This is a genomic window from Pseudomonas palmensis, assembly GCF_049942755.1.
In the GTDB taxonomy this organism is placed as follows: domain Bacteria; phylum Pseudomonadota; class Gammaproteobacteria; order Pseudomonadales; family Pseudomonadaceae; genus Aquipseudomonas; species Aquipseudomonas palmensis.
In genome coordinates this window covers 4032420-4051603 of sequence record NZ_CP187958.1, presented here as the reverse complement: position 1 = coordinate 4051603, position 19184 = coordinate 4032420, and the positions used below count along the sequence as shown (strand labels likewise).

Sequence of the window (19184 nt, the reverse complement as noted above, 5' to 3'; positions counted from 1 at the left end):
GGCTAAGCTTAAGCACGTAATCCCACCAGTGCTGGCGCCGCCGACACTCGTTTTGGTCAAACTGTCCGGAAGTATCATGCGCCGCAGCCTGCTCAGCCTCGTATCCTGTCTGCTTTTTTCCGCCACCGCGGCCAGCACCGTCCAGGCCGCCGATCTCACCCAGCAACGCCAGTACTACGATGAAGCCAAGCGTGCCCTGGCCAAGGGCGACAGCGGCCCTTACCGCCGTTACGAACAGGCCCTGCGTGATTATCCGCTGGAGCCCTACCTGGCCTACGACGAACTGACGGCGCGCCTCAAGAGCGCCAGCAACGCCGAGATCGAGAAGTTTCTTGCCGAGCATGGCGACCTGCCCCAGGCCAACTGGATGAAACTGCGCTGGTTGCGCTGGCTGGCAGAGCGCGGCGACTGGCAACCCTTCGTCAAGTACTACGACCCCAAGCTGAACTTCACCGAGCTCGACTGCCTCAACGGCCAGTATCAGCTCAGCCACAACCTGCGCGCCGAGGGCTATGCCACCGCCGACAAGCTGTGGCTGGTGGGCAAGTCGCAGCCGGCGGCCTGTGACGTGCTGTTCGACCGCTGGGACGCCGAGGGCCAGCTGACCGAACAGAAGCGCTGGGAGCGCATCAAACTCGCGGCCCAGGCGCGCAACTACGCCCTGGCCAACACCCTGATCAAAGGCCTGAACACCCTGGGCCCGCAAGGCCGCCTGCTGGTGGATGTGGCGCAGAAGCCCGAACTGCTCAACAACCCCGGGCGCTTCACCCCGGTCAACGAAGCGATGTCCGACGTGGTCAGCCTGGGCCTGCGCCGCCTGGCGCGCCAGGACCCGGAGCGGGCCATGGCGCTGCTCGACGACTACGCCAATCGCATGCATTTCTCCCGCGACGAGAAGGTGGCGATCGCCCGCGAAATCGGCCTTACCCTGGCACGGCGCTACGACCCCCGCGCCCTGGGCCTGATGACCCAGTACGACCCCGAGCTTCGCGACAACACCGTGACCGAATGGCGCCTGCGCCTGCTGCTGCGCCTGGGCCGCTGGGAAGATGCCTACGAGCTGACCAAACGCCTGCCCCAGGACCTGGCCACCACCAACCGCTGGCGCTACTGGCAGGCGCGCAGCCTGGAGCTGGCGCAGCCGAAGAACCCGCAGATTCCACTGCTGTACAAGACGGTAGCGCGAGAGCGCGACTTCTACGGGTTCCTGGCCGCCGATCGTGCACAGACCCCCTACCAGCTCAACAACAAGCCGCTGGTGCTCAGCCAGCAACTGATCAACAAGGTACGCAACACGCCCGGCGTGCGGCGCGCGCTGGAATTCCATGCCCGCGGCCAGATCGTTGACGGGCGCCGCGAGTGGTACCACGTCAGCCGTCATTTCAGCCGCGACGAGATGGTCGCCCAGGCGCGCCTGGCCTATGAAATGCGCTGGTACTTCCCGGCCATCCGCACCATCAGCCAGGCCCAGTACTGGGACGACCTGGATATCCGCTTCCCGATGGCCCACCGCGACACCCTGGTACGCGAAGCCAAGGTACGCGGCCTGCACTCGAGCTGGGTATTCGCGATCACCCGCCAGGAAAGCGCCTTCATGGACGATGCCCGCTCCCACGTGGGTGCCAGCGGCCTGATGCAGCTGATGCCGGCCACCGCCAAGGAGACGGCGCGCAAGTTCAACATCCCGCTGGCTTCGCCGGCGCAGGTACTGAACCCGGACAAGAACATCCAGCTGGGCGCCGCCTACCTGAGCCAGGTGCACGGCCAGTTCAACGGCAACCGGGTGCTGGCCTCGGCCGCCTACAACGCCGGCCCCGGACGCGTGCGCCAGTGGCTGCGCGGCGCCGATCACCTGAGCTTCGACGTATGGGTGGAGTCGATTCCGTTCGACGAGACCCGCCAGTACGTGCAGAACGTGCTGTCGTATTCGGTGATCTACGGGCAGAAACTCAATTCACCGCAGCCACTGGTGGATTGGCACGAGCGGTTTTTCGACGATCAGTAAGCGGTGATCAGCGCTTCGCCGGCAACGTCGAAGCGCAACCTTGTGGAGGCGACGGTGCGTGTGCAGGGGCCAGCCTTGCTGGCAAAGCGCCCCGTCGCTATTCCAGCACCTCGACCGCCATCCCCACCTCCAGCACGCCCTCGCCGTCGGCAACCAGGTTCTGGCCGAACAGCACATCCCCCTCCTTCTGCCGATAGGTCTTGAGCGTGGTCAAGGGTTCGCGATCGGGGCTGCGCTCGCCGGTCTGCGGGTCGAGGGTGGTGAGGATGCAGCGCGTGCACGGGGAAAGCACCCGAAAGGTCTGCTGGCCAATGCGAATGCGCTTCCAGCCATCCTCGGCATATGCCGCACTGCCCTCGACCACCAGATTGGGCCGAAAGCGCAGCATCTCCAAGGGGCGCCCAACCCGCTGTACCAGGTCGTCGAGCGACGCCTGGCCGATCAGCAGCAAGGGGAAACCATCGGCGAAGGCCACACGGTCGCTGTTCTCACCGTAGCCGGCCGGCAGATAGCGGGTACGCGGCTCGGGCACATGCACCAGGCGCACCGGCTTGCCGATGAAGCGACTCAACCAGTCGGCCGCCGCATCGCCTGCATCCGGTACGCGCAGGGTGTCGCGCCAGATGGTCGCCCCACGCAGATTGGCGTCCGCTTGCGGCACCGCCACCTGCAAGGGGTCAAAACCCGGGGCACTGAGCACCAGACCGCCATCGGCGTCGTACAGCGCCGATAACTGGCTCATCTGCGGGTAGGCGCGCTGGGTCAGGAAACGTCCGTTGTCCTGCTCCACCAGCATCCAGCGCCGGTCACCCAGCAAGCCCAGCAGGCCGCACGGCGACTGGCCCAGGGCTTGCGCCTGGGCCGACTTGAGTGGGTAACGATACAACGCGCTCAGACGCATGGGCCGGCTCCGGATGATAAAGGCGCAAGCTTACACCGAAGGCCGGGCAACCGCTGCCCGGCCCTTGGTGCCGGCTCAGACGGTCGCTTCGTCCAGCATCAGGCGCTGGCGCACCACATCCACCAGCTTGTCGGGCTGGAACTTGGACAAAAAGTTGTCACAACCGACCTTCTTCACCATCGACTCGTTGAAGCTGCCCGACAAGGACGTGTGCAGTACCACGTACAGGCTGCGCAGGCGCGGGTCGTTGCGGATCTCGGTGGTCAGGCGGTAGCCGTCCATTTCCGGCATTTCGGCATCGGTGAAGACCATCAGCAACTTCGAGCACACGTCCTCACCGGCATCCGCCCAGCCTTTGAGCAGGTTGAGTGCCTTGAGGCCATCGCTGGCCACATGCATCTTCACCCCCAGCTGGCTCAGGGTTTCGCGCAACTGCGCCAGGGCCACGGTGGAGTCGTCCACCAGCAGCACCTCCCGCCCTCGCGCCTGCGCCAGTACCGGGTCTTCCAGCTTGTCGCGGGACACCTTGGCGTTGTACGGCACGATTTCGGCCAGTACTTTCTCCACGTCGATGATTTCTACCAGTTGCTCGTCGACCTTGCTGATGGCCGTCAGGTAATGCTGACGCCCGGCACTGGTGGGCGGCGGCATGATCGCCTCCCAGTTCATGTTGACGATACGGTCCACGCCTCCCACCAGGAACGCCTGCACCGAACGGTTGTACTCGGTGACGATGATGGTGCTGTTGGGCCCCGGCTCCAGTGGGCGCATGCCGATGGCCTGGGACAGGTCGATCACCGGCAGGGTCTGCCCACGCAGGTTGACCACGCCGCACACATACGCATGGCGTTGCGGCATCAGGGTCAACTTGGGCATCTGCAGCACTTCCTGCACCTTGAACACGTTGATCGCGAACAGTTGGCGCCCGGCCAGGCGAAACATGAGGATTTCCAGACGGTTCTCGCCTACCAGCTGCGTCCTTTGGTCTACCGTGTCGAGAATGCCAGCCATAAACAACCCCCAGGCGTGTCGCAAAAATTGAATTATCAACCGTGTATCGGCCGCGTTCGTCTTGGCTTGACCCCCAAAATAAAATGCTGCGGGGGGCATTGATGTCACTTTAGCATCATGGTTTACTGCGCTGACAGTTTTGCAGTCGCGGCAGGTCATCAGCGATCACACCAAGCCAATGCCATCAGGGAAACCCCTAGCCACAATCGGGCGAGACCTGATATTCGCAATATCCTTTAGCCATTAATGTGACGCCATTCTCATTGCATGAATGGAGTCAGGCTTTTGCTCGCTACTGCCTTGTTGTCCACAACCAATGCTAGCGTCTTGCCAAAACACCGGCTCCAGGGCGTTTCAGCCCCCATCCGCAGTCTGCGCCTGGCAGGAAACGACTGATGTCCGACACCACTGCGGACATCAGCGCCCTACACGACTTTCAGGTCGATGCCCACGTACTGCTGACCCGCGCTCAGGAGTGCCTGTCGCACCTTGACCTGATCGGCCACGATACCGACGCGTGCGACTGCCTGCTGAACACCCTCGGCACACTGGCCGAGCGTGCCCACCTGCAGGCCCAGACGCAGATCGCCGACTTCTGTCGCCAACTCTGTCATGTGCTCGAACCGCAGCAATGCCGCGCGCGCCTTCACGCTGCACTGCCCAAGCTGAAAGCCTGCCTGAGCCTGCTGGCCTGGCAGCTTGAACTGATCGACCCGCACACCGGCCAATTGAACCTGGACCCCCAGGAGCAACTGGCCTTGCTGGAGGAACTGGAACAGACCTTCCGGCAGTTGCACGCAGAACCGGCCAAGGCGACCGCCACACCCGCCGCCCCTGCACCCGCCCTGGGCGCATGAAGTTGCACAACTAACCGGCGTGGGAAATTTTCCCGCCGCACATCATTTCAAAGCACTTTCCCACAACACTAAGCATTAACTTACGCGTGGGCGGCGAGTTTCTGTCAGCTGTATACAAAAACAATATCAGCGCATATAGGACAAGTTGTGTATCGCCACCAGTGATAGCAAAGTGCTAGACTTTGCGCCATCCGGAACGACCGTACCAGCCCGTAAAACTGACAGTTCGGACATCTTTCACGCCCCGCGACCATTTCCAAGCGAAGTGATACTATGCCCGACGCAAATTGCACACCGACAATGCACGGTGCTGAAGTTTGGCGTTTTCAGCACACTTGAAATCGTCTGATTCCAGTGTTGGCAAAACTGCACAAAGTTAAATCCAGGCGTTGCCCCAAACGCCTGTTGGGCGATATTCGACCGGCTTTCAACAGCGATACTTCAGTGGCTTCATTCCCTATGCTCTCAAGCCTCAAGACACTCAAGCGCGGCCCTCCGGGCGCTTCTCTGCTGCATTGGCTGAGCGCCCTGCTATGCCTGGTGTCGGCGGCGGCCAACCTGTACCTGTACCTGCGTGCGGCACCGATGCCCGGCAGCCTGCTGGCACTGCAGCTGGCCGCCCTGCTCGGAATTGGCTGGCAATTGCGCCAGGCCGCGCGCTCGATCGCCATGCGCCCCCAGGAGCTGGCCCACCGCCTGCTCGAGGTACAGGAGAGCGAACGCCAGCGTCTGAGCCGCGAACTGCATGACGATATCGGCCAACTGCTGACAGCCGCCAAGCTGCAGGCAGACTGGCTGCAACGGCGCATGCCGGCCGACCTGCAGGAACACTGCGCCACATTGCGCAGCACCCTGGACGACACCCTGGCCAACGTGCGTGATGTGTCGGCGATCCTCAACCCACGCCAACTGGCCAGCCTGGGGCTTGAAGCGAGCCTGCGCGCGCACCTGCTGCGCACCCTGGAAAACACCGACGTGCACTGGAGCCTGGAGTGCAGGCAGCGCCTGGGTGGCATTCCGGAAGACATGGCCATCGCTGCCTTTCGCATTACCCAGGAAGCCGTCACCAACATTCTGCGACACGCCCGGGCACGCAACCTGAGCGTGCGCATCGAGCGCACCCCCGAAGGCCTGGCACTATCGATCAGCGACGACGGCCAGGGCTTCACGCCTGCTGCCGCCCCCGGCGAGGAGGGCCAGCGCGGCATGGCCGGCATGAGCGAACGGGTCAACCTGCTCAATGGCCGGCTGAGCGTGAACAGCCAACCCGGCCAGGGCACCCACATCGACGTACTGTTCCCCTGGCCACCGCGTGCCCGTGAACGCGCCAATACAAGTAAACCCCATGATCTGTAATCTGTTGCTGGTGGATGACCACTCCCTGATTCGCGCCGGCGTACGCGCCCTGGTCGCCGACATACCCGGCTACGCCGTGGTCGGCGAGGCCAACGACGGTAGCCAGCTGCTCGAACTGGTGCAGCGCCTGGACCCGGATATCGTGCTGCTGGACATCTCGATGCGCTCGACCGGGGGCCTGGAGGCCCTGGGCCGCCTGAAGGCTGCTGGCTGTCGGAGCAAGGTGCTGATCCTGTCGATGCACACCGACCCCGAGCTGATCATGCGCGCACTGGAAATCGGCGCCCATGGCTACCTGCTCAAGGACACCACCGCCACCGAACTGGAGCAGGCACTGGCCGCGCTGCGCAGCGACGAGCGCTACCTGAGCCCGGCCATCGCGCATACCGTGATCAACCAGGCGTTACTGCGCGCCCAGAGCAGCAAGCCCGAGGCCGTCGAGAACCACAACCTCACGGCGCGCCAGCTGGAAATCCTGCGCCTGATCGTGCGCGGCAAATCCACCCGTGAAATCGCCAACGGCCTGGGCCTGAGCATCAAGACCGTCGAGACCCACCGCTCGCAGATCATGAAACGCCTGCAGATCTACGACGTGGCGGGCCTGGTGCTGTTCGCCGTGCGCGAACAGATCATCAGCCTGGACGACTGAGCAGCGGCGACTCGGCGGGCAGGTGCACGCGCAGCGCCCCCGGCAGCGCACTGAAGCGCCAGCTGTCGCCTTGCAGCGGCTCGCCATCGAGGTTGATGTCCAGGCCTTCGGCGCTCTTGATCTCGACCCACGGCAGGCGCGCGCGAACGAACAGATTGTCCAGCCCCAGGCCCTCGCTCAGCAGGTCACGCAAAGTGCCGACCACCTCCTGCGGCGCCGGCAGGATGCTGATATCGAGCAGCCCGTCGTCCACCTGCGCCTGCGGGCACAGCACATGCCCGCCGCCGGCCTGGCGGCCGTTGCCGATTCCCAGGGCCAGCAACTGACCTTGCCAGTGAAAATCCGGACCTTGCAGCTCCACCGAGGCCGCACGCAGCTCGCTGAAACGCGACAGCCCGGTGAACAGATAGGCCGCGGCACCGATCACCTTCTTCAGGTCCTCGGAAGTGCTGGCCGTGACCTGGCTGCCGAAACCGCCGGTGGCCATGTTGAGGAACACCTGCCCGCCCACCTCGCCCAGGTCGATCGCACGCGCCGGCAACTCCAGCAGGTTCAGAGCCTGGTCCGGCTCCAGCGGCACACCGGCAGCCCGTGCGAAATCGTTGGCGGTACCCAGCGGCAATAGCGCCAGGCTGGCATCACCCCGGGCCTGGGCCAGCGCCTCTGCCACATCGCGCAGGGTACCGTCGCCACCACCGGCCACCAGATGCGGGTACCCCGCCGCCAGCGCCTCGTGCACCAGGCGCTGGGCATCGCCCCCCTCCCAGGTGAGTCGAACATCGAGCTGCCAGCCGCGCTCGCGCAAGCCCATTACCGCCGCGCGCACCTCGTCGTTCATGGCCTGCTTGCCATGCAGAATCAACAATGCCCTGCGCTCACCCATAACTGCTCCCCCGCATTGATCACCGCCGACGGCGGTGCCGCGTCAGATGACGCCCGTGTATATCGACCGATTACAACACGGTTCCGTTGCATGCGGACCACGTCAAAAACAGCGCTTTCACACAATTGCCATTGAAAGATTCTCAATCGATGTGCATCATTCGACAAATATTTGGCCTTCACGGACGATGCCAGTGATAAAAGTCACTTTTTTGACTCATTGAGCAAAGCGCCTGCCAGGTTCACCTTTTCCCTGTTATCACACCGCCTAGCGGTGCCCAGAACACGAGGCTGAGTGAAATGAGCACACTGATCCCTTGCATCATTGCCGGTGGAGCCGGCACCCGATTGTGGCCGGTTTCACGCGAGGCCATGCCCAAGCCCTTCATGCGCATGCCCGATGGCCAGAGCCTGCTGCAGAAAACCTTCCTGCGTGCCTGCGCACTCAAGGATGTGGCCCGCGTACTCACCGTCACCAATCGCGAAGTGTTCTTCCGCACCCAGGATGAATACCGCCAGCTCAAACAGCCCGGCATCGCGCTGGACTTCATTCTCGAGCCCTGCGGGCGCAACACGGCCCCGGCGATTGCCGCCGCCGCCCTGCACTGCGCCCGTGAATACGGCGAAGACGCCCACCTGCTGGTGCTGCCCGCCGACCACCTGATCACCGACCAGGCAGCCTTCGAAGAGGCCGTGGAGCGCGCCCGCGCCCTGGCCGAGCAAGGCTGGCTGACCACCTTCGGCCTGGTGCCCACTCAACCGGAAACCGGCTTCGGCTACATCGAGAAGGGCCAGGCCCTGGATGCCCATGGCTATCGCGTGGAGCGCTTCGTCGAAAAGCCGAACGCAGAGACCGCCCAGCGCTATGTCGAGGGCGGCCAGCACCTGTGGAACGCCGGCATGTTCTGCATGCGTGCAGATGCCATCCTGCGCGAACTGCAGCAGCACGCACCGCAGGTTCTGGATGCGGTCGGCGAATGCCTGGGGCTGAGCCAGAGCAAACAGGGCAGCAACAGCCTGCAACTGGAACTGGATGCCACCAGCTTCGCGCAGGTTGCCGACATCTCCATCGACTACGCCGTGATGGAGCGTTCCACCCAGGTGGCAGTGCTGCCCAGCCAGTTGGGCTGGAGTGACATCGGCTGCTGGCGGGCGGTGCGCAGCCTGGCCCAGGGCGATGCCCAGGGCAACCAGTGCAACGGCGAGACCGTGCTGCACGACGTGAGCAACTGCTACATCGATTCGCCTCGCCGCCTGGTGGGCGCCATCGGCCTGGACAACCTGATCATCATCGACACCCCCGACGCCCTGCTGATCGCCGACGCGAGCCGCAGCCAGGAGGTCAAGCTGATTGCCCAGCAGCTCAAGCGCCAGGACCACGACGCCTATCGCCTGCACCGCACCGTGACGCGCCCCTGGGGCACCTACACCGTGCTCGAGGAAGGCCCGCGCTTCAAGATCAAGCGCATCATGGTACGCCCGCAGGCCTGCCTGTCCCTGCAGATGCACCATCACCGCAGCGAACACTGGATCGTGGTCAGCGGCATGGCCTGCGTGACCAACGGCGAAGAGGAATTTCTGCTCGACACCAACGAGTCGACCTTCATCAAGCCGGGGCGCGAGCATCGCCTGAGCAACCCCGGGGTGATCGATCTGGTAATGATCGAGGTGCAAAGCGGCGAATACCTGGGCGAGGACGACATCGTGCGCTTTACTGATATCTATGGACGCGCCCCGGCAGCAGCGATCGGCTGAGGCCCGCCAGGCGCGTTTTCGCATTCAGCCTGTCGACGCCCCTGCGGCAAGAGAGGAAGTGGGTCATGCGCGTACTCTGGACACTGCCTTACCTGCCCTGGCCCACCACCAGCGGCAGCAAGGCCCGGCAATACCACCTGTTGCGTGGCCTGGCTGAACGCGGGCACAGGATCACGCTGCTGGTGCACTCGAAAGTTCCGCTTGGCGAGGCAGCCCGACAGGCACTGGAGCCACTGCTCGAGCGCCTGATCGTGTTGCCGCGAAGGCCTTTGCGCAGCCCGCTCAACCTGCTGGCGGCGCTATACGTCGGCTACCCGATGCGGGCCAGCACCAACGGCCTGGCGCCCCACCTGCGCCACTGCTTCGAAACGTTGCTGCGCGAGCAGTGGGATGTGATCCAGATCGAGCACAGCTACAGTTTCCAACCCTTCGAAAAGGCCCTGCAAGCCAGCGGCCTGCCTTTCATGGTCAGCGAGCATCATGTGGAGTCGGACACCGGCGCGGTGTGCCAGGACCGCCTGCCCCTGTGGCTGCGACCGTTCAACAGCTTCGACCGCTGGCGCTACCGGCGCTGGGAGTCGCGGGTGCTGCGCCAGGCCAGCGAAGTGGTGGCCGTCAACCCGCGCGATGCCGAACAGATCCGCCAGTTCACCGGCCGCCCTGCCGAGGTGGTGATCAACGGCGTGGACTACGAGTACTACCAGCACATCAGCGCCTGCCCGCACAGCCAGCGCCTGCTGCTGGTGGGCAACTTCGAATACGGCGCCAACCTGGAGGCGCTGGAGTGGGCGCTGGAGGAGATCCTGCCGCAGGTATGGCTGAGCAACCCGGCCGTGCGCCTGGCGGTGGTCGGACATGCCCTGCCCACCCAGTGGAAGCTGCGCTGGAACGACCCGCGCATCGAATGGATCGGCTACCTGCCCGACCTGCGTGAGCTGCAACGCCACTCGGCGCTGTTCTTTGCCCCGCTGCGCCATGCCGGCGGGTGCAAGATCAAGTTGCTCGAGGCCATGGCCGCAGGCCTGCCGGTGGTCACCACCACCCAGGGCGCAGCGGGGTTGGCAGTGCGCAACGGCGAGCATTACCTGGGTGGGGACGACACCGACACGCTGGCACTGATCATCACCCGCCTGCTGAGCCACCCGACGCGCATGCAGCAGTTGTCCGATGCCGCGCGCCAGTTCGTGCGCGAGCAGCATGACTGGAGCAGGGCCGCCGCGCAGCTGGAGAGCGTGTATGCGCGCCTCGCCGCGCAGGCCCCACTGGGCAACGACCGGGTTGCCCGGGGCCTGCTGCCGTCAGCCGAGTAGCTCGCTGAGGGGGATGAACTGCACGCTGTCGCCCTTGCCGGGCGCAGTGCCCTCGCGCACCTCCACCAGGCCCTCGGCCCACGCGGCGCTGCGCAGCACACCCGAGCTCTGGTTCTTGTAGATCAGCGCCTGGCCCTGCTCCATGCGCGCGCGCAGGTATTCGCGGCGATTGCCTGGCTTGGGCCAGTCGAAACCGGCAGGCACGCTGAACTGCAGCGGTGTCACGTCCTGCACACCCTGGCGGCGCAACAGGTACGGCCGGGTGAGCAGGCCGAAGGTGACCAGGGTCGACGCCGGGTTGCCTGGCAGGCCGATCACCGGCACCCCGCGAAAATGCCCGAAGGTCAGCGGCTTGCCGGGCTTGATCGCAAGCTTCCACAGCGACAGCTCACCTTCTTCGCGCAGGGCGATACCCAGGTAATCGGCCTCGCCCACCGATACACCACCGGTGGACAGAATCAGGTCGACGTCCTTGAGCTGGCCCAGGCGCTCACGGGTCAACGCCAGATCATCGGGCAGGATGCCGGCGTCCTTCACCTCGCAGCCCAGGCGCTGCAGCCAGCTGACCAGCAGGCGCCGGTTGCTGTTGTAGATCTGCCCGGGGCCCAGGGGCAGCCCCGGCTCGACCAGTTCGTCGCCGGTGGAAAGCACCGCCACCCGCACCTTGCGCACTACCGACAGCACCGCGCAGCCGAGCGAGGCAGCCAGGCCCAGCTCGACCGGCCCGAGGCGGGTCCCGGCGTCCAGCACGGTTTCACCTGCCCGGGTTTCCTGGCCCTGCGGGCGCACGTTGAGCCCGGCACTGAGCGGCTCGGTGAAACACACGCGTTGATCGGGCTGAACGTCGGCGTTCTCCTGCATCTCGACGCAGTCGGCCCCTGCCGGCAGCGGCGCACCGGTAAAGATGCGCGCACAGGTACCCGGCTCCAGAGGCGCAGGCGCCTGCCCGGCCTGAATGCGCTGGCTCACCACCAGCGGCGTGCCCTGCCAGTCGGCGTGGTGCAGTGCGTAGCCGTCCATGGCGCTGTTGGGCCAGGGCGGCAGATCAAGGCCGGCGACCAGCGCCGTGGCCAGCACACGGCCCTCGGCAGCAGCCAGTGGCACCGCTTCGCAGTCTTCGATGCGCGCCGCTTCGGCCAGCGCCAGCAAGCGCTCCAGTGCCTGCTCCACGGGCAGCAGCGGCTTTGCCGCAACAGGCTCAGCCACGGCTTTCACACGGCGCCGCCTGCTTGAGGTGCGCGACGAAATTGCACGGGCGATGGCGTACATCCAGTTGCTCGGCAAGAATCCCGTCCCAGCCGGTGCGTACCGCGTTGGTCGAGCCGGGCAGGCAGCACACCAGCGTACCATTGGCCAGCCCGGCCAGGGCGCGGGACTGCACGGTGGAGGTGCCGATATCGGCCAGGGAGATATGCCGGAACAGTTCACCGAAGCCGTCGACCTGCTTGTCGAGCAGGCAACCGACCGCCTCGGGGGTGCTGTCGCGGCCGGTGAAGCCGGTGCCGCCCGTGATCAGTACCACCTGCACCTGCTCGTCGGCGATCCAGGTAGCGACCTGCGCGCGAATCTTGTAGAGGTCGTCCTTGAGCAGTACACGGGCGGCCAGCGCGTGGCCGGCAGCAGTCAGGCGGTCGACGAACACCTGGCCGGAGGTATCGGTTTCCAGGGTGCGGGTATCGCTGACGGTCAGCACGGCAATGTTCAGCGGCACGAACGGTACATCAGCCTTGGCTTTCATGAGGAGGGTGAATCCATGACAGGGAAAGAATGCCGCCAGTTATATCACAGCCCTCCCCGCGCCCGCCCGCCAGCGGCCGATTGCATTGTTCCCGATCAATGACGCGGTTCAGCCGCTATGCTCAAGTTGCGAGGAACTTGCTGGGACGCGATGCGTCTCAATGACATGACCCGCAACTTCCCCCTCAATGGAGAAAGAATATGATTCAACGGACCCTCCCCGCTTTCCTGCTCGCCCTGGGCCTGGGCACCCTCGCCGGGTGTGCTTCGCCTACCGTGATCACGCTGAATGACGGACGTGAGATCCAGGCGGTCGACACCCCCAAGTACGATGAAGATTCGGGCTTCTATGAAATCGAACAGCTCGACGGCAAGAGCACCCGGATCAACAAGGACCAGGTCCGCACCGTGAAAGAGCTGTAAAAGGCAGTACAGACGGCAAGCTTCAGGCCCCTCGCCGGGGCTTGCCGGTCGCGTTTTTTTTTGAGTAGAATTTTGTCATCGGAGTGTAGCGCAGCCAGGTAGCGCGTCTCGTTCGGGACGAGAAGGCCGCAGGTTCGAATCCTGTCTCTCCGACCAGATCGGCAAAAACCACAAAGCCCGCTTTTGCGGGCTTTGTGGTTTCTGGCTGTACTGCATCCGCTGTGGCTCAAACCCGCCCCCACAAGGATGTCAAGCATCCGGCGGGGGCGGGCTCGATCCGCGAAGCGTCACCCGACGTTACTGCGCGGCCACCGCCGTCTCGTCCGGCAGCACCGGCACGAACAGCAGGTTCAGGCGCGAGCTGCTCCACTCACGGGTCTTGTTGGTCAGCTCGAGGTTGTTGTTGAGCTTCTGACCATAGGTCGGCACGATCTGCTTCAGCTTGGCCTGCCATTCAGGGGTCTTGATACGGTCCTTGAAGGTCTTTTCCAGCACGGTCAGCATGATCGGTGCGGCGGTGGAGGCACCTGGCGAGGCGCCCAGCAGCGCGGCGATGGTGCCGTCCTGCGAAGCCACCACCTCGGTACCGAACTGCAGGATGCCACCGTGCTCGGGATCCTTCTTGATCACCTGGACGCGCTGGCCGGCCTGCAGCAGTTTCCAGTCTTCGTTCCTGGCGTTGGGGAAGTACTCGCGCAGGGCATGCATGCGGTCTTCGAAGCTCAGCATCAACTGGCCCATCAGGTAGGTGCTCAGGTCGATGTTGTCGATACCAGCATGGGTCATCGGCATGATGTTGTGGGTGGTCAGTGCCGAGAACATGTCCAGCAGCGAACCGTTTTTCAGGAACTTGGTGGAGAAGGTCGCGAACGGGCCGAACAGCAGCACTTCCTTGCCATCGATGACACGGGTGTCCAGGTGCGGTACAGACATCGGCGGCGCACCGACCGAGGCCTTGCCGTACAGCTTGGCCTTGTGGCGTTTGACGATGTCCTGGTTGTCGGTCATCAGGAACTGGCCGCCCACCGGGAAGCCGGCATAGCCGTCAGCTTCCGGGATGCCGGACTTCTGCAGCAGATTGAGCGCGCCACCACCGGCACCGATGAACACGAACTTGGCCTTGACGCTGGTTTCGACGCCCTTGTTGGCGAGGTCGGCGACCACCACGGTCCAGGTGTTGTCGGCGTTGCGCACGATGTCGCGCACTTCGTGCGAGGTGTGCAGCTTGACGTTGTCATGCTGGGTCAGCGAAGCGAACAGCTGGCGGGTAATCTCGCCGAAGTTCACGTCGGTACCGATCGGCATGCGCGTTGCGGCAATTTTCTGGTCGGCGGCACGGCCTTCCATCACGATCGGCACCCACTTCTGGATCTGCGCGTGGTCTTCGGAGTACTCCATGCCACGGAACAGCGAACTGTGCTGCAGGGCCGCATGACGTTTCTTGAGGAACTCGACGTTCTTGTCGCCCCACACAAAGCTCATGTGCGGCACGTTGTTGATGAACGAGGTCGGGTTGTTCAGCACCTTCTGCTCGACCTGGTAGGCCCAGAACTGCTTGGAGATCTCGAACTGCTCGTTGACGCCCACCGCCTTGCTGATGTCCATCGAACCGTCAGCCGCTTCGCTGGTGTAGTTCAGCTCGCAGAACGCAGAGTGGCCGGTACCGGCGTTGTTCCAGGCGTTGGAGCTTTCCTCGGCCACCTTGTCCATGCGCTCGTACACGTCGATGGACCAATCCGGCTCCAACTCGTTGAGGTAGGTCCCCAGGCTTGCACTCATGATGCCGCCGCCGATCAGCAGCACGTCGACGGTCTTTTCCGGTTCACTGGGCTTGGAGCAACCCATGACGCTCAGGCACAGGAGCGTCAGCAGGATTTTTTTCATAGTTCAATCCAATTGAAGTGAAGTGATTGGCAATGACCATCACGCCCGCAGTGCACGCCCGTCTCTTGTGGTTCTGCGCGCGCAGGCCATGGCTCAAGGCATGGCGTCCAGGCCTTCGAGGCTGGCTGGCGGCTGGGGTATCGAGGGTGCGGGGAACGGTCTGACGCCATGGCTGCCGTAGCAGCCCTGAATGTTTCGCAAGGCTTAAGCCTGGGTCGCCTTAAGCAGAAAGCGGGCCAACTTGCACAAGACCAACGGCTAATAGCTAGGACCTGTGGTCGCACCCCATCGTTGATGGTTTTGCTGGCGACAATCCGCCACATTGCCCGACATAAAGGCCGGCAGGTGGCGGATTTCCCCCGGTCAGGCCCGCAGGCGCGCCGTCACCTCGCCCAACCGACCCGACAGGTCGTGCAAGTGCTGCCCGGCCTGCTCGGTCCGCTGCACGGCGCCCTGATTGGCGGTGGCGATGCGGGTGATCTCCACCAGGTTGCAGGACATGTCTTCGGCCACGCTGGTCTGTTCCTCGGCGGCGGTGGCGATCTGGCGGTTCATGTCGCGGATGGCCTCCACCGCCTGGGTGATGCGCTGCAACATGGCACCGGCACGCTGTACCTGTTCGGCCCCCTCCTCGCTGCGGGCCTGGCCGTTCTCGATGGCCTTGACCGCCTCCAGCGCGCCCGACTGCACGGCGCTGATGATCTGGTTGATCTCGGCGGTGGACGCCGCCGTGCGCTGGGCCAGGTTGCGCACCTCGTCGGCCACCACCGCGAACCCGCGCCCGGCCTGGCCGGCACGGGCCGCCTCGATGGCAGCATTGAGCGCCAGCAGGTTGGTCTGCTCGGCGATAGCGCGGATCACCTCCAGCACCTTGCCGATACGGGCGCTGTCCTGTTCCAGATGGCGAATCACCGCCGCCGTGCCGGCGATGTCCCGGTTGGCCGCGTCGATGGTGGCAATGGTCGACTGCATCACCTGCTCGCCGGCCTGGGCACTGTGGTCGGCATCATCCGCGGCGCGGGCCGCGTCCGCTGCATGGCGGGCCACCTCCTGGGCAGTGGCGGACATTTCCTGCATGGCCGTGGCCACCTGGTCGGTCCGCTGGAACTGGTCTTCGGTGCCCCGCGCCATGCCGCCGGCCAGGCTGCGCAGCTCGCCGCTGGCGGACTCCAGCTCCCGGGCGTTGTCCTGCAGGCGCCCTACCGTGTCGGCCAGAAAATCGCGCAAGGTATTGGCAGCCACCGCCAGGCGCCCCAGCTCGTCATGGCGCCCGCAGGCCACGCGGGCATCGAAGCGGCCCTGGCTCAGGTGTGCCACGTATTCGATCAGGCGTCGAATCGGCTCGATCAGGCTGCGATCAACCAGCCACAGGCTCAGCAGCGCAATCAGCAGCGCCGAGCCGAGCATCACCAGCAGCCCCAGCCACACCGTACGCTGCGCGCGGGCATCGATGGCCGCCGCCTGCACCTGGGCATCGGCACGCAACTGGCTGACCAATTCGCTCATCTGTTCGCTGGCCGCGCGGTCCACGCCCTTCACTGCCTGGTCCCCGACAGCGGGGTCGGCCCCTGCCGCGATGAACGCATCGCGACCGCGGGAATAGGCAGCACCCAGTTGCGCGTGGCTGTCCTTGAGCGCCTGCAGACGCGTTCTGAGCCCCGCATCGTCGGCGTTGGCCCGCACCAGCTGGGCCAGCAGCGCCTGCACCTGCTGTTCACGCGCCGAAAACTGCTGCCAGTACTTGTCCCGCTCGACCGGCTGCTTGCCGCGCAGCAATACGTTCTTCCATTCCTGCACCTGCACCTTGAACTGCAGGTTGGCTTCGTCGATCAGTTGCGAAGCCAGTATCGGCCCCTCCACCAGCTGGCCGTAGCCACGCACGCTGGCCGACAGGAACTGAAAGCACACCAGGGCGATCAGCAACATCGCCAGCAGGCTGCCAGCCAGCAGGGCGAGAATTTGCAGCCGCAGGGATTTACGCACGAACATCGCAAGGGTCTCGGAACAAGAGGATAGGAAAGCTGGCGCGCCACCTGCCGCACCAGTCAAAGACGTCCTTGTCCTCGTTCACCGGGCAAAAAAAAGCTGCCATCGAGCGATGGCAGCAAACTGCATTGAGCATTACGCAACAGCTGATCCGATACTCTCAGGGGATTGCTACAGAAATGTTACAGACGTACAAAATCTGTAACATTTCCTTCATGCGCTGTTGAACTGCAAGGCGGCAAGCCGCGCATACAGCGGGTTCTCGGCAATCAGCTGGCGATGGGTGCCCACCGCGACCAGCCGGCCCTGGTCGATCACGGCGATACGGTCGGCGTGCTGCACCGTGGCCAGGCGATGGGCGATGACCAGCGTGGTGCGCCCGGCCATGAGGGCTGGCAAGGCCTGCTGGATCAGGTACTCGCTTTGTGCGTCGAGGGCACTGGTGGCCTCGTCCAGCAGCAGGATCGGCGCGTCCACCAGCAGCGCCCGGGCAATGGCCAGGCGCTGGCGCTGACCACCGGAAAGCCCAAGCCCGGCATCGCCCAGGTGCGTCTGGTAGCCCTGCGGCAACTGCAGGATGAATTCATGGGCATGCGCGCTGCGCGCCGCTGCCTCGACCTCGGCACTGGTAGCCTCGGCACGCCCGTAGCGGATGTTGTCTTCGACCGTGCCGAAGAACAGCGCCGGGTTCTGCGCAACCAGTGCGAAATGCCGACGCAGGTCCTGCGGGTCGAGCCGGGTCAGTGGCTGGCCGTCGAGCAGTATCTGCCCCTGCTGCGGGTCGTAGAAGCGCAGCAGCAGGTCGAACAGCGTCGACTTGCCCGCCCCCGAGGGCCCGACCAGGGCCAGGGTCTCGCCAGGCACCACCGTCAGGCTCAGGCCGTCGATAGCCGCCGGGGTGGGCCGCGAGGGGTAGGCAAAATGCACCTCCTGCAGTTCGAGGCGGCCACTGACCCTGGGAGGCAGGCGCTCCAGCCCTTCGTCGGGGGCGTGGATCTCGCTGCGTGCCGCCAGCAGCTCGGCGATCCGCTCGGCTGCGCCCGCGGCCCGTTGCAGCTCGCCGATCACTTCGCTGAGGGTGCCGAAGGCGCTGCCGACGATCAGGCTGTAGAACACGAACGCCGCCAGCTCGCCGCCGGAAATACGCCCGGCGATCACGTCCATGCCACCGACCCACAGCATCACACCGACCGCCCCGAGCACCAGCACGATCACCAGGGTGATCAGCCAGGCGCGCTGCACGATTCGCTGGCGAGCGGTGGTAAAGGCAGCCTCCACGGTCAGGCCGAAACGCTGCTGGTCACGGGCCTGGTGGTTGTAGGCCTGCACGGTCTTGATCTGGCCGAGGGTTTCGGCCACGTAGCTGCCCACGTCGGCGATGCGATCCTGACTCTGGCGCGACAGGCCGCGCACCCGCCGGCCGAAGATCAGGATCGGCGCCAGCACCAGCGGCAAGGCCAGCACCACGATACTGGTGAGCTTGGGGTTGGTGACAAACAGCAGCACGATGCCGCCCAGCACCATCAGGGCATTGCGCAGGAACAGCGAGAGCGACGAGCCGATCACCGATTGCAGCAGCGTGGTGTCGGTGGTCAGGCGCGACTGGATCTCCGAACTGCGGTTGCTTTCGAAAAAGCCCGGGTGCAGGTAAACCAGGTGGTCGAACACCTGCTGGCGTATATCCGCCACGCACCGCTCGCCGATCCACGACACCAGGTAGAAACGACTGAAGGTACCCACCGCCAGTGCCAGCACCAGCAACATGAACAGGCCGATGGACTGGTTGAGCAGGTGTGGCGACTGGGTCATGAAACCCTGGTCCACCAGCAGGCGAATGCCCTGACCCATGGACAGCGTGATGCCTGCAGTGACCACCAGCGCCAGCAGTGCGGCCATGGCCTGTTTGCGGTAAGGGCGAATGAAACGCCAGGCCAGGCGCAGGGCCTGGCGCTGGCGAGCAGAAAGAAGGCTGGGCATGAAGGTCTTCGTTTATCCGGAGTGTGCAGGTCAGCCTACACCCGACCACCGGTCAGGCGCCAAGGAACTCTGCAGCGCGTGGGGCATCACTGACAAGACCAGGCAACAAGTTCACTAGAGCGTTTCGTTCTAAAGTGCCGCTGGAGATTTGTCTGACTTTCTGTTGGACTGGAGGTGTGACAGGGCTGTCATGGTGCGGTCATGTCGCGGATCTAGTCTGAGCTTGCAACCTGATGAGGAGACAGGAAATGAGCTTGCAAAACAGCAATACCCAAGCGCAACGCCCAAGCCATCCGAACCCGGCGTGCGGGTCGATCATCGATGCCCAGGGTCGGGAAATCGAGATCACCGAAGACATGATCAGAAAAGCCTGCGAGGACCTGGAGAAAAGCCGGGTAGAGCTCGCCAAGAAAGCCTGACCCCTATTCAAATCAACCCGGCCCTGGTGCCG

16 protein-coding genes, 1 tRNA gene and 1 pseudogene are annotated in these 19184 nt (G+C 64.4%); 9 read left to right on the top strand and 9 right to left on the bottom strand.

Annotated features, from left to right (window positions below; all coding sequences use genetic code 11):
• The first annotated feature begins 76 nt into the window (after window positions 1-76).
• Window positions 77-2005, top strand: a complete 1929-nt coding sequence (locus ACPRTJ_RS18795) for a transglycosylase SLT domain-containing protein (protein WP_426427173.1) — start codon at window positions 77-79, stop codon at window positions 2003-2005.
• 97 nt (window positions 2006-2102) lie between these two features.
• On the opposite strand, the gene ACPRTJ_RS18790 is transcribed toward ACPRTJ_RS18795, so the two are convergent.
• Window positions 2103-2906 carry an MOSC domain-containing protein gene (locus tag ACPRTJ_RS18790; RefSeq protein WP_196932507.1) on the bottom strand — a complete coding sequence of 268 codons (804 nt, stop codon included), beginning with the start codon at window positions 2904-2906 and terminating at the stop codon, window positions 2103-2105.
• Between the two features lie 75 nt (window positions 2907-2981).
• The gene (locus tag ACPRTJ_RS18785) at window positions 2982-3917 is read right to left on the bottom strand and encodes a chemotaxis protein CheV (RefSeq protein ID WP_043864576.1); all 936 of its coding nucleotides are present in this window, start codon (window positions 3915-3917) and stop codon (window positions 2982-2984) included.
• 395 nt (window positions 3918-4312) lie between these two features.
• Between ACPRTJ_RS18785 and ACPRTJ_RS18780 the strand changes: the two genes are divergently transcribed.
• The 3 genes from ACPRTJ_RS18780 (at window position 4313) to ACPRTJ_RS18770 (ending at window position 6779) form a co-directional block, all read left to right on the top strand.
• A complete protein-coding gene (locus ACPRTJ_RS18780; protein WP_043864577.1) occupies window positions 4313-4774 on the top strand; it encodes a hypothetical protein in 462 nt (153 codons plus the stop codon).
• A 459-nt stretch (window positions 4775-5233) separates the two neighbouring features.
• Window positions 5234-6130: a sensor histidine kinase gene (locus ACPRTJ_RS18775; RefSeq protein ID WP_043864578.1), complete on the top strand. Its 897-nt coding sequence runs from the start codon at window positions 5234-5236 to the stop codon at window positions 6128-6130.
• Entirely contained in the window at window positions 6120-6779 is a 660-nt protein-coding gene (locus ACPRTJ_RS18770) for a response regulator (RefSeq protein WP_043864579.1), read from the top strand. Before ACPRTJ_RS18775 ends, ACPRTJ_RS18770 begins: the two co-directional genes overlap by 11 nt.
• Here ACPRTJ_RS18770 and yegS read toward each other — a convergent pair.
• Window positions 6763-7662, bottom strand: coding sequence for a lipid kinase YegS (yegS, locus tag ACPRTJ_RS18765; RefSeq protein ID WP_043864580.1), 900 nt, complete (start codon window positions 7660-7662; stop codon window positions 6763-6765). The two genes, ACPRTJ_RS18770 and yegS, sit on opposite strands and share 17 nt — an antisense overlap.
• Window positions 7663-7961: 299 nt before the next feature.
• Between yegS and ACPRTJ_RS18760 the strand changes: the two genes are divergently transcribed.
• Together ACPRTJ_RS18760 and ACPRTJ_RS18755 are read left to right on the top strand one after the other, a co-directional pair.
• Window positions 7962-9416 carry a mannose-1-phosphate guanylyltransferase/mannose-6-phosphate isomerase gene (locus ACPRTJ_RS18760; protein WP_043864581.1) on the top strand — a complete coding sequence of 485 codons (1455 nt, stop codon included), beginning with the start codon at window positions 7962-7964 and terminating at the stop codon, window positions 9414-9416.
• A 65-nt stretch (window positions 9417-9481) separates the two neighbouring features.
• Window positions 9482-10726 carry a glycosyltransferase family 4 protein gene (locus ACPRTJ_RS18755; protein WP_043864582.1) on the top strand — a complete coding sequence of 415 codons (1245 nt, stop codon included), beginning with the start codon at window positions 9482-9484 and terminating at the stop codon, window positions 10724-10726.
• Here ACPRTJ_RS18755 and glp read toward each other — a convergent pair.
• Together glp and moaB are read right to left on the bottom strand one after the other, a co-directional pair.
• Window positions 10715-11941, bottom strand: coding sequence for a molybdopterin molybdotransferase MoeA (glp, locus tag ACPRTJ_RS18750; protein ID WP_116055045.1), 1227 nt, complete (start codon window positions 11939-11941; stop codon window positions 10715-10717). The two genes, ACPRTJ_RS18755 and glp, sit on opposite strands and share 12 nt — an antisense overlap.
• Window positions 11925-12464 (bottom strand): molybdenum cofactor biosynthesis protein B, encoded by a 540-nt coding sequence (moaB, locus tag ACPRTJ_RS18745; RefSeq protein ID WP_043864584.1) that lies wholly within the window; start codon window positions 12462-12464, stop codon window positions 11925-11927. Before moaB ends, glp begins: the two co-directional genes overlap by 17 nt.
• Before the next feature lie 200 nt (window positions 12465-12664).
• On the opposite strand from moaB, the gene ACPRTJ_RS18740 reads away from it, so the two are divergent.
• Both ACPRTJ_RS18740 and ACPRTJ_RS18735 read left to right on the top strand, forming a co-directional pair.
• Window positions 12665-12886, top strand: a complete 222-nt coding sequence (locus tag ACPRTJ_RS18740) for a YgdI/YgdR family lipoprotein (RefSeq protein WP_043864585.1) — start codon at window positions 12665-12667, stop codon at window positions 12884-12886.
• Between the two features lie 79 nt (window positions 12887-12965).
• Window positions 12966-13042 (top strand) — tRNA-Pro (locus tag ACPRTJ_RS18735).
• Window positions 13043-13183: 141 nt separating this feature from the next.
• On the opposite strand, the gene mqo is transcribed toward ACPRTJ_RS18735, so the two are convergent.
• From mqo to ACPRTJ_RS18715, 4 genes and pseudogenes are all read right to left on the bottom strand, one after another.
• Window positions 13184-14770: a malate dehydrogenase (quinone) gene (gene mqo, locus ACPRTJ_RS18730; protein ID WP_426427172.1), complete on the bottom strand. Its 1587-nt coding sequence runs from the start codon at window positions 14768-14770 to the stop codon at window positions 13184-13186.
• 363 nt (window positions 14771-15133) lie between these two features.
• Window positions 15134-15838 carry a methyl-accepting chemotaxis protein gene (locus ACPRTJ_RS18725; RefSeq protein ID WP_426429139.1) on the bottom strand — a complete coding sequence of 235 codons (705 nt, stop codon included), beginning with the start codon at window positions 15836-15838 and terminating at the stop codon, window positions 15134-15136.
• Window positions 15839-16063: 225 nt separating this feature from the next.
• A pseudogene (locus ACPRTJ_RS18720) lies at window positions 16064-16177 on the bottom strand (hypothetical protein); the annotation flags it as partial.
• Window positions 16178-16969: 792 nt separating this feature from the next.
• Window positions 16970-18733, bottom strand: a complete 1764-nt coding sequence (locus tag ACPRTJ_RS18715; protein ID WP_426427171.1) for an ABC transporter transmembrane domain-containing protein — start codon at window positions 18731-18733, stop codon at window positions 16970-16972.
• A 248-nt stretch (window positions 18734-18981) separates the two neighbouring features.
• Here ACPRTJ_RS18715 and ACPRTJ_RS18710 point away from each other — a divergent pair, with 248 nt between their 5' ends.
• Entirely contained in the window at window positions 18982-19152 is a 171-nt protein-coding gene (locus ACPRTJ_RS18710) for a PA1571 family protein (RefSeq protein WP_167400204.1), read from the top strand.
• Window positions 19153-19184: the final 32 nt, after the last annotated feature.

Excerpts from the sequence above, each read along its gene's own strand:
- ACPRTJ_RS18795 (WP_426427173.1), top strand. The coding sequence starts at position 77 with ATGCGCCGCAGCCTGCTCAGCCTCGTATCCTGTCTGCTTTTTTCCGCC.
- ACPRTJ_RS18790 (WP_196932507.1), bottom strand. The coding sequence starts at position 2,906 with ATGCGTCTGAGCGCGTTGTATCGTTACCCACTCAAGTCGGCCCAGGCG.
- ACPRTJ_RS18785 (WP_043864576.1), bottom strand. The coding sequence starts at position 3,917 with ATGGCTGGCATTCTCGACACGGTAGACCAAAGGACGCAGCTGGTAGGC.
- ACPRTJ_RS18780 (WP_043864577.1), top strand. The coding sequence starts at position 4,313 with ATGTCCGACACCACTGCGGACATCAGCGCCCTACACGACTTTCAGGTC.
- ACPRTJ_RS18775 (WP_043864578.1), top strand. The coding sequence starts at position 5,234 with ATGCTCTCAAGCCTCAAGACACTCAAGCGCGGCCCTCCGGGCGCTTCT.
- ACPRTJ_RS18770 (WP_043864579.1), top strand. The coding sequence starts at position 6,120 with ATGATCTGTAATCTGTTGCTGGTGGATGACCACTCCCTGATTCGCGCC.
- yegS (WP_043864580.1), bottom strand. The coding sequence starts at position 7,662 with ATGGGTGAGCGCAGGGCATTGTTGATTCTGCATGGCAAGCAGGCCATG.
- ACPRTJ_RS18760 (WP_043864581.1), top strand. The coding sequence starts at position 7,962 with ATGAGCACACTGATCCCTTGCATCATTGCCGGTGGAGCCGGCACCCGA.
- ACPRTJ_RS18755 (WP_043864582.1), top strand. The coding sequence starts at position 9,482 with ATGCGCGTACTCTGGACACTGCCTTACCTGCCCTGGCCCACCACCAGC.
- moaB (WP_043864584.1), bottom strand. The coding sequence starts at position 12,464 with ATGAAAGCCAAGGCTGATGTACCGTTCGTGCCGCTGAACATTGCCGTG.
- ACPRTJ_RS18740 (WP_043864585.1), top strand. The coding sequence starts at position 12,665 with ATGATTCAACGGACCCTCCCCGCTTTCCTGCTCGCCCTGGGCCTGGGC.
- mqo (WP_426427172.1), bottom strand. The coding sequence starts at position 14,770 with ATGAAAAAAATCCTGCTGACGCTCCTGTGCCTGAGCGTCATGGGTTGC.
- ACPRTJ_RS18725 (WP_426429139.1), bottom strand. The coding sequence starts at position 15,838 with ATGTCCGCCACTGCCCAGGAGGTGGCCCGCCATGCAGCGGACGCGGCC.
- ACPRTJ_RS18715 (WP_426427171.1), bottom strand. The coding sequence starts at position 18,733 with ATGCCCAGCCTTCTTTCTGCTCGCCAGCGCCAGGCCCTGCGCCTGGCC.
- ACPRTJ_RS18710 (WP_167400204.1), top strand. The coding sequence starts at position 18,982 with ATGAGCTTGCAAAACAGCAATACCCAAGCGCAACGCCCAAGCCATCCG.